The following is a 14571-nucleotide window of genomic DNA, read 5'->3' as shown; positions in this document are numbered from 1 at the left end:
GTAATTTAATGGTTTAATCGGAAGGTATTGAAAAAAAATTCTACTGGATAATGGCTATAGCAATTCTCCGGTAGGTAAGCAGGTATGTGTTAAGGTGGGTAATATCGACTGTTGTAATGCTCATTATCGGCCTGATATTCTTGTTATCAGCCAGGTATTGGTATGGTTAGTTGTATCGCGCTGCGTTTCTTTCTATGAAAAATGCAGGGATTTTCTACCGCCGCAAAGCTGTAGAGAACCCCTGCAATAAAAGGTATTACATAAAATGATAGCGTACGAATGCTTCCATGGCTGCGTATTTCTGCAGGCCTAAGCGGTCGTAGAGATCAGCGGTATTGGCGTTACGGTCTTCCGCACGTTGCCAGAATTCACGTAAGTCGGTACCCTGGAAAGGCACCACGTCTTTCTGACTCTGGTGGATGAAGATACCCAGGCGTTTCTGCATTACCTGGTCAGGGCTCATTGGCACTGCCATTTCAATTTCGTGGATATCCCACTCCTGCCATGCGCCTTTGTACAGCCATACCCAGCAATCTTTTGCCCAGTCTTCTGTTTTTACGATGTCGAGTGCCGCGAAAATGATGTCCAGGCATACTTTGTGGGTACCATGTGGATCTGCAAGGTCACCCGCGCAGAAGATCTGCTGTGGTTTCAGCTTGCGGAGTAAGTCTACCGTCAGTGCTACGTCTTCCGGACCCATTGGTTTCTTTTCCACCAGGCCGGTTTCATAGAAAGGCAGGTTCATGAAGTGTGCATTGTCTTCAACGCCTACGTAGCGGCAGGTAGCTTTTGCTTCGCAGCGACGGATCAGGCCTTTAATGGCGCGGATTTCCGGTGTGTCTTTCTGGCTTGGTTTCTTGGTGCGGATAAACGCTTTAGCTTCGTCCAGGATCATAGAGCTTTTGCTCTTATCGATGTCGAACATGCCTTCAAATCCTACAGCAAAGTCGATGAAACGCAGGAGGAACTCGTCTGTAACGGCAATGTTACCGGAAGTTTGGTAAGCTACGTGTACATCATGTCCCTGTTCGTGTAGGCGGATGAAGGTACCACCCATAGAGATGATGTCATCGTCCGGGTGTGGGGAGAAGATCAGCGCACGTTTTTTAGCTGGTTCGGAGCGTTCCGGATGATTCGGTAACTGCGGACCAGGTTTACCACCAGGCCAGCCGGTGATGGTGTCGCGGATGGCGTTAAATTCTTTGATATTGAGCTCATAAGCAGAACCGTACTGTACGATCAGGTCGTTCAAACCATTTTCGTTATAGTCTTTATCTGTGAGCATCAGGATAGGCTTGTTCAGCTTCAGCGCCAGGCTGGTTACCGCTTTACGGGTTAAGCCGGGAGTCCATTCGCAATCGCCGGTGAGCCATGGTTCGTTGAAGCGGGTGAGGTCAGCTGCTGCCTGCTCATCGATAACGAATTTGCAGTTAGGGTGCTGTTGCAGGAGGGAAGCAGGTACTGCGTCGGTGCTGTGTCCTTCTACAGAGCGGCGTACAATTTTGGATTTATGAGAGCCCCAGGCCATCAGCACAATGCGTTTTGCCTTGAAGATGCTGCTCAACCCCATGGTGATTGCCAAACGAGGCACCTGGCTCATATTAGGGAACTCGTATGCATTGGCTAAGCGGGTGCTGTTATCCAGTGTAACGAGACGGGTGTGTGAATTGATGTTGGCACCTGGTTCGTTGAAACCAATGTGGCCGTTGTTACCGATTCCCAGGATCTGGAGATCAATACCACCTAATGCGTCAATACGTTTGTCGTAATCTTCGCAGTATTTCTTAATCTTATCTTTTGGAATAGTGCCATCCGGAATAAAGAACTGTCCTTCCGGAATATCGATATGATTGAACAGGTGTTCTTTCATAAAGCGGTTATAGCTCTGTAAAGCATCCGGCTCTATCGGATAATATTCATCCAGGTTAAATGTAATTACATTTTTGAAGCTCAACCCTTCCTCTTTGTGCAAACGTACCAGTTCTGCATAGAGATATTTAGGTGTAGACCCGGTGGCCATTCCTAAAATACATTTTTGACCGGCAGCCTCTTTTTCGCGAATTAACGCGGCAATTTCCTGCGCTACTGCTTTGGAACCCTCTTTGGCAGAAGGATGTATCTCCACAGCGATTTGTTCAAAGCTGTCGATCAGTTCAATTTCCTGATGATTAATCGTCATTTGTAAACGTTTTTGATTAGATGCGGTTTAAAAACGAGCCGGAAAATTAAAGAATTTACTGCTAATGAGCATTATTATTTAGCAATATTTAAATTATATTTCTTTAGCTTGTAGTGAACCATTTAATATGGGATCTCGTTAATATGTTTAGCATACAGCGGCTGAAGGCCGTATTACATATTTTGGTGTAGGAGTCATAAGATGAAGACCGTCCGTGCAATTGCGCGAACGGTTTTCTGATTTTTAATCAATTATGAACTCATCAGCAAACAACCATGCTCCATTGCCTGCTCCTTCTGCACCGGCAGGAATCTTACCAAAGTTCTGCATCTGCACCTTTACAAAGCGACCACGTACCTGTTGCAGTTTGCCACGTACTTTGTTAATGCCCTGTTGCGTAAAGGCAGTTTGCTTGTATACTTCTTTATAGGTTTTGCCATCGTCAGACACGGAGAATACCACCTGTTTGGGCGGATAAATCCAGTCGCTTTTTAAATTAACTGTATTAATGCCAACCCCGTGAATATCCTGGATGCTGTCCAGTTCTACTACTGCCTCCATATTGATGCCTTTAAAGCCAAACCACTGGCCATCATCGTCATAGGAAGCCAGCCCTTCGATTCCATCTACCATCGCAAAATTGCTGGCAGGGCTGTGGCTCTTGTCTGCCGCCGCTGCCAGGGTTATTTTTTTACCCATTCCCTTGTGGAAGATAAATGTCTGGCTGAATTCATTGCCAAATGGTTTACCGTCTGAAAATACCTGTGCACGGATTGTGCCTGCATGGGTGATGGAAATGGGCTGCGTGTAAGGAGTCGACTGAGGGGTAGGAGCAGTACTATCGGTAGTGAAAAATATTTTACCACCTTCCAGTTGACTACTCAGGGTTACGTGAACACCGCCTTTGCCATTCTCTGTTACGGCGCCTTTCACTTCAAATACATGTTTGGCGTAGTTTACTTTCTTCAGCTCCAGGCGTTTTACATGTACTTTCAGTCGCTCAACAAAGTTGTCATAATTACGCTTATCCTTTGGCGACCATAATACTTCCGACAATGCGCAGGCACGTGGATATACCATGTACTCCATGTAATCATTGTTACCAATGTATTCAGACCAGAGATTGGCTTGAGCCCCCTTAATATATTTGGCCTGATCTGCATTCAGTTCGGTAGGTACCGGCTCGTAACTATATACTTTGTTCACAGGCAGGAATCCGCCAATGGCCAACGGCTCATTAGGGCTTTTGGACTGGTAGTGATCGAAGTAGCAGAACTCGCCCGGTGTCATAATTACATCGTGCTTTTGCTGTGCTGCGGTAATACCGCCTTCAATGCCTCTCCAGCTCATTACGGTGGCATTAGGAGCCAGTCCACCTTCCAGGATTTCGTCCCAGCCAATAATCTGGCGGCCTTTGCTGTTCAGGTATTTCTCCATACGTTGAACGAAATAGCTTTGCAGGGCATGCTCATCTTTCAGGCCTTCTTTTTTCATGCGGGCCTGGCATTTAGGACATTTCTGCCAACGTACTTTCGGGCATTCATCGCCACCTATGTGGATGTATTTGCTGGGGAACAATGGTAATACTTCATCCAGTACATCTTGCAGGAAAAGAAATACGCTGTCGTTGCCAGCACAATACACATCGTCGTACACGCCCCAGTGGGTACCGGTTTCGTAAGGACCACCGGTGCAGCCCAGGTTAGGGAAGGCGGCCAGTGCTGCCAGTGCGTGGCCGGGCATTTCAATTTCAGGAATAACGGTTACAAAATGATCTGCGGCATATTGCACCACTTCTTTTACCTGTTCCTGTGTATAATAGCCACCATAAGGTTTACCGTCGTATTTGTTGTCGGCATAACGGCCTGCCATGGTTTCCTTCCTTTTGGAAGAAATTTCCTGCAGGCGTGGATATTTCTTTATTTCAATCCGCCAGCCCTGGTCATCTGTCAGGTGCCAATGGAAAGTGTTCATCTTGTGCATAGCCAGCAGATCGATGTACTTCTTCACAAATTCTACGGAGAAAAAGTGGCGACTTACATCCAGGTGCAAACCACGATAGGCGAAGCGGGGAGCATCGGTGATGCTGACACCCGGGATATACATGGCATTGGCTTTTTCTACGGGAAGCAGTTGTATCAGCGTCTGTACGCCATAGAAAGTGCCGCTGTTGCTGTTACCATTGATGGTTACGGTATTATGATCGCTATTTAGCGTATATCCTTCGGCGTTAGTTGTGTCTTTACCGGTATGCAATACGATGGCGTTTTTATCGCCCTGGTCCTTGATAGCCAGTTCGTAGCCGGTTAATTCTTTGAGCCATGCGTTAAACAGTGCCGCTGTTTTTTTGTCGCTTTCATTGGTAGCTACAATCACCGTTTGTTTATCCAGTAAAAAGGAATCTGCTTTTTCACTGATGCTGGCAGGCATAGGAATGATGCTCACCTTGCCTTTGGGGGCAGATGTCTGCTGGGAGCCGGAGCATCCCCACAGTGCTGCGGCGGAGGCAAGACACAGGAGCGTTTTTTTCATTGTCATATCTTTTAATTGTTTTTTGTTGTTTGGCTGAAGGCAGAAAGCTGAAAGCAAAAAGCTATTGAAGTGTAGATTAAAGCAGATATTTTCGCTAATATCTCCGCGTCAATAGCTTTATGCTTTGTGCTTTATGCTTTATGCTTATCGCAGCTCCAGTTCACACAGCACGGGGCGGTGATCGGAGGCAATAGTTTCTTCAATGATCCGGGAGGCTACTACTGTCCATTTATGCCTGGGAGCTACCATGATGTAGTCCAGTTTTATCTTCGGTGTATCGGAAGGAAACGTAGGTCCCATCTGGTGAGTAGCATCTGTGAATACCTGTTTCAATATTGTGATTTCCTTTGATGTGGGCAAGGCGTTAAAGTCGCCCGCCATGATCACAGGCGTACCTGTTTCCCGGAAATAATCTGCCAGTGCATTCGCCTGTGCTACCCGGTCGGTGGCGCGTTTACCGGCATCGAGGTGGGTAGTTACAAAACGGAGACTGCTATCGCCGGGCAATTTGATGGTGACGATGCCCGCTGCTCTGGGCTCATTATTTTTCGAGGATGGCAAGGGCAGGGTAACACCACTGTTGATGGGAAAGCGTGACAGGACGCCGGTGCCATAACCGCCGCCGTCAAAGTCCATGGCTTTTACGAAGTAGGTGTACATCCCTGTGATAGATGCCAGTTCCTTCAGCTGATCCGACTGGTTGGTGCGGGAGGTGAAACTATCCACTTCCTGTAGCGCTACCAGGTCAGGATTAGTTGCCAGTATCACATTGGCAATACCCTGCAGGTCGAGTACCTGTTTCATGTTTTCCCCATGATGTATGTTATAGGTCAGTATTTTTACTTTCTGCACTTGTGCAAAAAGTGTAGCGCCTGTAAAGCATACCAGGGTGATGAGCAGCATTTTTTTCATAGCATCAATATTTAGGGATTTGCAGATACCAGAAAATAGACATTTGTATGGGAAGCATTATAACGGTGATAATACCAAATTGTTATTATGCTGACATATACCTGTTTTTCCGGCACTCCAAAATCATTTAAACGCTTCTTTCACGGGTCTTCCGATCCAAACCTGCGGAGTTTTCAATCCAAAGATCCATGCCAGGGTAGCAGCGGTATCGTATGTCATTACACTGCTTTTAATTTCTTTGTTTTTAGGAATACCAGGTCCGCGGATAATCCATGGAATCTGCATTTCCTCCATGGTTTTGCCGCCATGTCCTTTTTTGATACCACCGTGATCTGCGGTCAGCAGGATAATGGTATTGTCCCACATGCCGGCATCTTTCACGGCCTGTAATATTTTGCCGAGCAAAATATCATTCTTGTGTACCTGGTCAAAATAAGGTTGAATATTGTGACCAATATTGTGCCCGGTACCATCCGGTTCATCGAAGTGGATGAAAAGGAAGTCCGGTTTCTTCTCTTTAATATATGCTACTGAAGCGGCAGTAGCGAGGCTGTCGTTGTCATGGCAGGCCATGTCTTTGTTAACAGCTGCTTTGGGGAACAGGTAACCAATACCGTTCCAGCTATAGATAACGCCTATTTCAGATGTTGGTTTTTGTTCACGCAACAGGGTGTAGATCGAAGGAAACATGCCATATTGATCCAGTACACGGGAAGGCAGTTCTGGTTTTTTGCTGTCCCATTCTGTGTATCCGTGGATTTCGGGGCCAGCGCCCATGACCATGGATGCCCAGTTGACTGCACTGGAAGAAGGCAATACGCTGCGCGCTTCCAGGGTCCATGCACCGTCCTGCATCATTTGTTTCATGTTAGGGTTATCCACTTTTGGAAAGCAATAGGAACCGAATCCATCCATGCCAATCAGGATAACGTGCTTTACCCCTTTGACCTGTGCCTGCGCGAAGAGTCCGCCAAGCAACAAGCCTGTTGCAATGATCAGTTTTTTCATTTCGTTGTTCACTTTTTTTTAGCTGTTAGCCATTAGCTGTTAGCTATTAGCCAGCGGATTTATATAGTTATTGGTAAGGTATTTATTTAGTTAAAGAGATATTGCATAGAAAGAGCTAAAAGCTGATAGCTAGTGGCTAAAAGCTGAGCTAAGATAGTAATGTTTTTTCGCCAATTTCACGGATTAATGCTACTTCTTTTTGCTGAGTAGCGGAGATGCCATATTCAGGTACGCCGGGAATACCGCCCATGCTTACATTGGGATTGCGATATACCATTTTACTTTCTTCGTAGGCTTTGGCAGTTGTATGATACTCTGTTACCCCGGTAGCCGTGATCAGCTGTGCGATGTTATTGGCCCGCACGCCTGATCCTGCCATGATGGCGATGCGATCGTTGGCACGTATCACCAGGTCTTTCAGCAGGGCAGCACCTTCTATGGCAGTATTCCGCGCGCCGGACGTGAGGATGCGTTCGCAGCCAATAGAAATAATATCTTCCAGTGCTTCAAACGGGTTATCCGTCATGTCGAAGGCCCTGTGAAAGGTGACGCCCATGGGCCATGCCAGTGATGTCAGTATCTTGCAGCGTTCTTTATCCACGCGTCCATCTGCGGTGAGAATACCGATGACTACACCATTACAGCCAAGTTGCTTACATAATTCAATATCTTTTTTCATGACTTCAAACTCCAGGTCGGAGTAAAGGAAGTCGCCGCCACGTGGGCGTATAATAGGGTAGAGGTCTATTTTTACTTTTTCCCTGGCAACTGCAATGGTGGCATAACTGGGAGTAGTACCGCCTTCCAGCAGGTTATCACAGAGTTCTATCCGGTTGGCGCCGCCCTTTTCTGCAGCAATGCACGAAGCTACAGATGCAGCGCATATTTCGAGGGTGAAGGACATATGTTTGTTTTTAGAAGCTGAAAGCTGAAAGCAGAAAGCAAAAAGCTATTGACGCGATTGACCATAGCGGATGTTAATACGCTTTAATCAATCGCGTCAATAGCTTTTTGCTTTCTGCTTTTTGCTTTCTGCTCATTTAAAAATGATGTTTTCCATCAATTAAAATATTGCTGGTATCGCTGGTGCATACTGCATAGCTGAATCCTTTCTGCAGGCAGTAAGCGCCGTGTTCTCCTTTTTTATTGAGTGCGAGGAAACCTACCTGTATTTCTTTCGCTTTAGAAGGACTCCTTTTTACAATACGGTCTACTGCTTCTTTGCAGGCTTTTTCCGGTGGATATCCCTGGCGCATCAGTTCCACTACCAGGTGGCTACCTACAATTTTAATCACTTCTTCGCCAACGCCGGTGCTGGTAGCAGCGCCAATTTCATTGTCTACATATAATCCTGCGCCAATGATGGGAGAATCCCCAACACGGCCATGTAATTTAAAGGCCATGCCACTGGTGGTGCAGGCGCCGGAGAGGTTGCCTTCTGCGTCGAGAGCTACCATTCCGATGGTATCATGATTATACACGTTACCTGGCAGCATCAGCGGATTAAACGCAGTAGCACCGTTGGTAGGGGTGTATGATTTATTTTCTATGTTGATGACTGGTTTGTATTCCGATGTCTTCAACCACTCTTTCCATGCTTTTTCTGATTCCGGGGTAAGCAGGTTCTCTTTCTGGAAACCATTAGCCAATGCAAACTGCAGGGCGCCGTCACCTACCAGCATCACGTGCGGTGTTTTTTCCATCACTAAACGTGCTACAGAAATAGCATGGGTAACATGTTCTAAAGCAGCCACAGAGCCACAGTTACCATGTTCATCCATAATGCAGGCATCCAGGGTAACGCGGCCATCGCGGTCAGGATAGCCGGAGTAACCTACCGTGTGATTGTTGGGATCTGCTTCCGGTACTCTCACGCCTGCTTCTACGGCATCGAGTGCACGACCGCCTTTTTTTAATATTTCCCAGGCAGCAGCATTGGCAGCGCGACCAAAGTCCCACGTAGATACTACAATAGGCTTTCCTTTTACGGGACCGCTTTTACGCTGTGCGCTTGCAGTGGTGCCGGTGATGCCATCTAAAGAGAAAACAGCGGCGCCAAGGGCCGCTGTTTTCAGGAATCTTCTTCTATTATTCATAAAATAGCTTTTAGCTTTTTTAGCGATTGGCTGTTAGAATACGTTAAGTAAATATAGTCGATCTCCGCTGCATTTACATCTCCTTAAAAAGCTAACAGCTAAGGGCTTTTTAGTCCTTCATTTCCCAGGCCAGTGCGCTGGCGCCCAGAATAGCTGCATCGCTTTCTCTCAGTTCGGAGAACAGCAATTTAACTTTATTCTGGAAGATAGGGAGCAGGTTCTTTTCCATATGTTCCCGAACAGGTTTCATGATGAGGTCTCCTGCTTTGGTGAGGCCGCCGAATAGTACGATGGCTTCAGGGCTGGAGAACATCACGAAGTTGGCGAGCGCTTCACCGAGAATTTTACCGGTGAACTCATAAACTTCCATGGCCAGCGGATCGCCTTTCATGGCAGCTTCGTAGATGAGTTTGGAATTGATTTCTTCATTGGTATGCTCGCGCATGATGCTCGGGGTATCCGGGCGGGTAGCCAGGAACTCGATAGCGGTGTTGGTAACGCCGGTAGCAGAAGCATAGGCTTCCAGTGAACCGTGTGCACCAGTGCCCGGGTGATAGCGGCCACCTGGCAATACGATACAGTGGCCCAGTTCACCTGCAAAACCATCGTGTCCGTAAATCAGTTGTCCGTTGGCAACAATACCGCTACCTACACCTGTGCCCAGGGTGATCACGATAAAGTCTTTCATCCCTCTGGCAGCGCCATAGATCAGTTCTCCCAAAGCTGCCGCGTTGGCATCATTGGTGAGTACGGTAGGCAGGCCAAATTTCTGCTCTAACAGGCTGGCTAAAGGTACTACTCCTTTCCAGCGCAGGTTAGGCGCATATTCGATATTACCGGTGTAGTAGTTGCCGTTAGGAGCGCCTACACCGATGCCTTTTATGTTTTCAATACCGCCTGCCTGTTCAATGAGGGCAGACATATGTCCGTGTAATTCATCGAGAAAGCCATTTACATCTTCATGCTGGTTGGTCAACATGCGACCATCACATAAAATATTGCCTCTGCGATCTACAATGCCGAATTTGGTGTTAGTGCCTCCGATATCAATGCCCACCGCTAACTGCTGACTCATAATCAATTCCTTGAGATTTTAAAATGGTTTTAACTCTAAATGCGAAGAACGCGAGGTAAGCAAAGCACAACGCCGGAATAACATAAGAGGCGTGGATGCCAATGCTTGGAATATCTGCCAGACCACCTTGTACAGGAGGAATGAGGGATCCACCGAGGATCATCATGATCAGGAAGGCAGAACCCTGACCAGTATATTTGCCGAGACCAGCGATAGATAATGCGAAAATGCTTGGCCACATTACAGAGCAGTACAAACCGGCACTGATGAATGCAAACGTAGCCAGCTGGCCGGTGGAGAATAACCCGATCAGGATAGAAGTAACACCCAGCAGACCGAAGACCATCAGGGTTTTAGCAGGTTTATCCTGGCCGGCGAAGAAGCCGATGATCTGCACTACTATACAGATCGCATAAGGATATAACACGGAGATGTCGTTGCCTTTAATGCTGTTGGCGCCGAGAATAACACCGTAAGCTACAAAAGGAACCACTACACACAGTATGTTACGTACAGATTTGGATACGTTGAAAACGCTGATGGCACCGGTCCAGCGACCAATCATCATACTACCCCAGAACAGGGATACATAAGGATCCAGTTCTGATTCTGCCAGACCTTTTGCGGTGAGGAAACCAGGATGTTTCAGCAGTGCGCCGAGGTTACTGGCAACGGATACTTCCACTCCCACATAGATGAAGATAGCCAGCATACCAAGGATCAGTTGTGGATATTTCATGGCGCCCCAGCCTTCGCTGTTGCCGGCAGATACTGTTTTAGAATAGAAGAGGATACCTACAATACCAATGATACCGGCGATAAACATAGGCAGTTCAAATTTCAGGACCAGACCCATGAGGATCAGGATAAACATGAAAGTGATACCCAGTAATGACCTGGTAGCTTTGGGAGAAGATTCAAACGCTTCAGTGTCCTGGCTTTCCGGCATCTTCACAAAAGCAAAAATAGCAGCAGCAATCAGGAACAGGGCAATTAATAAGAAGTATAAAGTATTGATCTTGCTGATATCAGTACTTACATCACCACCTTTAATATTACCGAACAGCAACATGCTCACGATAATGGGGCCGATGGTAGTACCGAAAGAGTTGATACCACCCGCCAGGTTCAGACGGTGTGCGCCTTTGGCAGGATCACCTAATAAAATAGCAAATGGATTGGCAGCAGTTTGCTGCAGGGAAAATCCTAAGGCAACTATAAATAAAGCCATCAGGATCAGGGCAAAATATCCGAAAGTAACTGTTTGTTTAAAGTCTGTGTCCAGCACCGTGAGCACCTTGTCCAGGTTAGCTTTGGTGAAAGTGGCAGCATACTGATGATGCTCTGCATCTTTGGTGAAAGCGCCGGAAACGGCTGCTGTTAACTGTGGATTAGTGGTATACTTTTCTGCGGAGGCATTGTCGCTGATGAGCAGGGAATAAGTATCTGCTTCTTTCTCGCGGCGGATTTTTACCTGCCTGTCAGAAGTTTGCAGTTGTTGTTCTACCTGGAAACTACTGATGTCTGCTACGGTTTCCTTAATCGGAACAATCTTTTCTTTGTTCACGCAAGGAATCATGATCACGGATCCGAGTACGGAAATTAATAAACCGTAAATAATACCCTTCTTATAACCGATCTTATTAAGTATGTCTACTTTCCTTGCAACAGATGCCAGGTACAAAATCAGCGAGCCTATAAAATAGGCACTGTAGAATGAGAAGTCTATCAGTTGAGACTCCAGCTGGGTAAGGTTAAAATGAGACTTGCAGAAAGGGATAAAGATACTGTTGGACGCAGCCAGAAATCCCCAGAAAAAGAAAACCAGAATAAGCACAAAGAACGATGGATGGGTACTTTGTGCGTTTTGTTTTGATTGCTGAGTCATAAACGTGTTAAGTTACAGTGAAATTTTGCCGGATAAATGTATAAAGAATTTTTTAAAATTTTTTAAAAAGTAAAATTATTCTTGCAATTTAGTATTTAGGTAAAACGTTTTAGCAAAAATATTTGCGAAATATACATGAAATATAGCAGAAGTTTAATTATGTTCGTAGCTTATCAAAAAAATAATTCAGACAGCTTATGTCCAACCAAACAGTAACAATGAACCTACCTCCCAAGCAGGCAGGATATGCTCAGTCAATGGCCATTATAGGCATGTTGTTTTTCGTATTCGGCTTTGTGACCTGGCTCAATGGAACGTTGATCCAGTTTTTCAGAATTGTGTGTGAGCTTAACGTGGCACAGGCACTGCTGGTAACGATGGCCTTTTTTATGGCTTATTTCTTCCTGGCAATTCCTTCTTCTTTTATCCTGAATAAAACGGGATTCAAGAACGGGATGGCCTTAGGACTCCTGATCATAGCTGTTGGTTCCCTGATCTTTATCCCTGCAGCCAACGCACGTAGCTTTGGTATCTTCCTGACCGGTTTATTTGTACAGGGCGCCGGACTGGCATTGCTGCAAACAGCTTCCAATCCTTACGCCAGTATCATCGGGCCAAAAGAAAGTGCTGCAAAACGTATCAGTATCCTCGGTATCTGTAATAAGAGTGCCGGTGCACTGGCACCGTTGATCCTCAGCTCTATTGTATTAAAAGGTGCAGAGAAGCTGGAAGCAGATATCGCTGCAGCGGTAGACGCCACCCAGAAAAGCGCCCTGCTGGACAGCCTGGCTTCCCGTGTAATCGGGCCTTACCTGGTTATTGCTATTGTATTAACTGTGCTGGCATTCCTCCTGAAACGTTCTTCTTTACCTGAAATAGATACCAATGCGGAAGATGCTACTACGGCAGCAGCTACCTCTGGTAAAACAAGCGTATTCCAGTTCCCTCAGCTGGTGCTGGGTGTTATCTGCATCTTTGTATATGTGGGTGTGGAAGTAATGGCTGGTGACGTAATTGGTCAATATGGTACCTCATTGGGTATGAGCATAGACGACAGTAAATACTTTACCACTTTCACCCTGATAGCTATGCTGGCAGGGTATGTAATTGGTATTGCCACCATTCCGAAATACCTCTCCGGTAAGAAAGGCCTTCAGATTTCAGCTGTATTGGGTGTGGTATTTACAGTAGCGGCCTATTTTAATACCGGCGCTTCTGCGGTAACCTTCATCGCATTACTGGGTCTGGCAAACGCCCTGATGTGGCCTGCTATTTTCCCAATGGCGATTGATGGCCTGGGCCGTTTCACCAAAATCGGCTCCGCTTTACTGGTAATGGGTATTGTGGGCGGTGGTGTGCTGCCACAGGTATATGCTGGTATGTTCAATGAACACAGTATGTTTAATTTCCTGTACAGCGCCAGCATCGATTTCAGACACGCATTCCTGTACTGCATGGTGCCCTGCTACCTGTATATCCTGTTTTATGCGCTGGTAGGCGATAAGATAGGAAAGCCGAAAGCATAAAGCTGAAAGCAAAAAGCTATAAAAGCGAATGACCAGAGCAAATATCCGCTCTGGTCATTCGCTTTTATAGCTTTTTGCTTTTTGCCTTCGGCTTTTTGCTTTTCCAAATCATTTTTATATTTTTAGGTGTAAATTTTACGTTTAATTTTCTTTGAATGATACAAAAAACCAGGGAGCAGTTTATCCACTTATTTGAGAAAGAGCCACTGATGGTCGTTTCCCCCGGCAGAATCAACCTGATTGGCGAGCATACCGATTATAACGACGGTTTTGTGTTGCCAGCAGCGATTGATAAAAAAATCGTGTACGCTATTGCACTCAATAACACCCGGCAATGTAATGCCCATGCTGTTTTTACCAATGAAACCGTTTCATTTTCACTGGACGACGTAAAGCCTACTCCCGGATGGATCAATTACCTGATGGGCGTGGTAAACCAGTTGCAGGAGCGTGGTTTGCCTGTATCCGGTTTTGACTGTGTGGTATCCGGCGACATCCCGGTAGGCGCCGGCTTGTCCTCTTCCGCGGCAGTAGAAGGCGGACTGGTAGCGGCACTGGACCATCTGATGGGCTACAGCCTGGACCGGATGGAAATGGCGCTGATTGGTCAAAAGGCGGAACATACTTTCCCAGGTGTAAAATGTGGTATCATGGACCAGTTTGCGAACCTGCATGGTAAAAAAGACCAGGTAATGCGCCTGGACTGCCGCAGCCTGGCCTTTGAATATTTCCCGTTCAACTTCCCTGACTACAAAGTGGTGCTGTGCAATTCCATGGTACATCACTCACTCGCGTCCTCTGAATATAATGTACGTCGCCAGCAATGCGAAGAAGGTGTAAAGGCTATCCAGGTGAATCATCCGGCGGTGAAGTCGTTGCGCGATACCACGATGGCGATGCTGGAAGAAGTGAAACAACAAATTTCCCCGAAAGTATACGACCGCTGCGCTTACGTGATCGGGGAAATTCAACGTGTACAGGATGCTACGACGTTACTCAAACAAGGTAACCTGCAACAGTTCGGAGAGCTGATGTATGCTACCCATGAAGGCTTGAGCAAGCTTTATGAAGTAAGTTGCCCGGAGCTGGACTTCCTGGTATCCCTGGCCCGTGAACGCGCAGAAGTGGCCGGCGCCCGTGTAATGGGAGGTGGTTTCGGTGGTTGTACCATCAACCTGGTGAAGGCAGAAAAGGTAGAGGAATATGTATCTTTCATCAAAGCCCGTTACCACGATCAATATGGTAAAGAGCCGGAAGTATATGTGACCACTATTGAAGATGGCGTATCTGTGCAGGAAAAGAAAGTAACAGCCGAAACAAAAGCATAATGAGTCGTCCTAGAATAGGTTGACAGA

The 14571-nt window shown here is 46.5% G+C and carries 9 protein-coding genes and 1 pseudogene; 2 read left to right on the top strand and 8 right to left on the bottom strand.

What is annotated here, in order from left to right; all coding sequences use genetic code 11:
* Positions 1–256: 256 nt before the first annotated feature.
* From nagB to J7623_RS31530, 8 genes and pseudogenes are all read right to left on the bottom strand, one after another.
* Positions 257–2185 (bottom strand): annotated as a pseudogene (nagB, locus tag J7623_RS31565) (glucosamine-6-phosphate deaminase); the annotation flags it as partial.
* Between the two features lie 237 nt (positions 2186–2422).
* The gene (locus J7623_RS31560; RefSeq protein WP_291929359.1) at positions 2423–4711 is read right to left on the bottom strand and encodes a family 20 glycosylhydrolase; all 2289 of its coding nucleotides are present in this window, start codon (positions 4709–4711) and stop codon (positions 2423–2425) included.
* Positions 4712–4855: 144 nt separating this feature from the next.
* On the bottom strand, positions 4856–5623 hold the full coding sequence (locus J7623_RS31555; protein ID WP_291929358.1) for an endonuclease/exonuclease/phosphatase family protein: 768 nt from the start codon (positions 5621–5623) through the stop codon (positions 4856–4858).
* Between the two features lie 123 nt (positions 5624–5746).
* Complete coding sequence (locus J7623_RS31550; RefSeq protein WP_291929357.1) at positions 5747–6631, bottom strand: alkaline phosphatase; 885 nt, start codon at positions 6629–6631, stop codon at positions 5747–5749.
* 148 nt (positions 6632–6779) lie between these two features.
* On the bottom strand, positions 6780–7535 hold the full coding sequence (locus J7623_RS31545) for a copper homeostasis protein CutC (protein ID WP_291929355.1): 756 nt from the start codon (positions 7533–7535) through the stop codon (positions 6780–6782).
* A 136-nt stretch (positions 7536–7671) separates the two neighbouring features.
* A complete protein-coding gene (locus tag J7623_RS31540) occupies positions 7672–8727 on the bottom strand; it encodes a N(4)-(beta-N-acetylglucosaminyl)-L-asparaginase (protein WP_291929354.1) in 1056 nt (351 codons plus the stop codon).
* A 109-nt stretch (positions 8728–8836) separates the two neighbouring features.
* The gene (locus tag J7623_RS31535) at positions 8837–9802 is read right to left on the bottom strand and encodes an ROK family protein (RefSeq protein WP_291929352.1); all 966 of its coding nucleotides are present in this window, start codon (positions 9800–9802) and stop codon (positions 8837–8839) included.
* Complete coding sequence (locus J7623_RS31530) at positions 9774–11690, bottom strand: MFS transporter (protein ID WP_291929350.1); 1917 nt, start codon at positions 11688–11690, stop codon at positions 9774–9776. Before J7623_RS31530 ends, J7623_RS31535 begins: the two co-directional genes overlap by 29 nt.
* A 197-nt stretch (positions 11691–11887) precedes the next feature.
* Here J7623_RS31530 and J7623_RS31525 point away from each other — a divergent pair, with 197 nt between their 5' ends.
* Together J7623_RS31525 and galK are read left to right on the top strand one after the other, a co-directional pair.
* The gene (locus J7623_RS31525) at positions 11888–13216 is read left to right on the top strand and encodes a sugar MFS transporter (RefSeq protein ID WP_291929347.1); all 1329 of its coding nucleotides are present in this window, start codon (positions 11888–11890) and stop codon (positions 13214–13216) included.
* A gap of 155 nt (positions 13217–13371) precedes the next feature.
* Positions 13372–14544: a galactokinase gene (gene galK / locus J7623_RS31520; protein WP_291929344.1), complete on the top strand. Its 1173-nt coding sequence runs from the start codon at positions 13372–13374 to the stop codon at positions 14542–14544.
* The last annotated feature ends 27 nt before the right edge of the window (positions 14545–14571 follow it).

This window comes from Chitinophaga sp. (assembly GCF_017745275.1).
GTDB lineage: Bacteria > Bacteroidota > Bacteroidia > Chitinophagales > Chitinophagaceae > Chitinophaga.
Note: the sequence above shows the minus strand (reverse complement) of the source record. Positions and strands in the feature narration are given on the sequence as shown.

Bases quoted from the DNA above. Each gene is read 5' to 3' on its own strand.
- J7623_RS31525 (WP_291929347.1), top strand. From the start codon at position 11,888: ATGTCCAACCAAACAGTAACAATGAACCTACCTCCCAAGCAGGCAGGA.
- galK (WP_291929344.1), top strand. From the start codon at position 13,372: ATGATACAAAAAACCAGGGAGCAGTTTATCCACTTATTTGAGAAAGAG.
- J7623_RS31535 (WP_291929352.1), bottom strand. From the start codon at position 9,802: ATGAGTCAGCAGTTAGCGGTGGGCATTGATATCGGAGGCACTAACACC.
- J7623_RS31540 (WP_291929354.1), bottom strand. From the start codon at position 8,727: ATGAATAATAGAAGAAGATTCCTGAAAACAGCGGCCCTTGGCGCCGCT.
- J7623_RS31555 (WP_291929358.1), bottom strand. From the start codon at position 5,623: ATGAAAAAAATGCTGCTCATCACCCTGGTATGCTTTACAGGCGCTACA.
- J7623_RS31550 (WP_291929357.1), bottom strand. From the start codon at position 6,631: ATGAAAAAACTGATCATTGCAACAGGCTTGTTGCTTGGCGGACTCTTC.
- J7623_RS31545 (WP_291929355.1), bottom strand. From the start codon at position 7,535: ATGTCCTTCACCCTCGAAATATGCGCTGCATCTGTAGCTTCGTGCATT.
- J7623_RS31530 (WP_291929350.1), bottom strand. From the start codon at position 11,690: ATGACTCAGCAATCAAAACAAAACGCACAAAGTACCCATCCATCGTTC.
- J7623_RS31560 (WP_291929359.1), bottom strand. From the start codon at position 4,711: ATGAAAAAAACGCTCCTGTGTCTTGCCTCCGCCGCAGCACTGTGGGGA.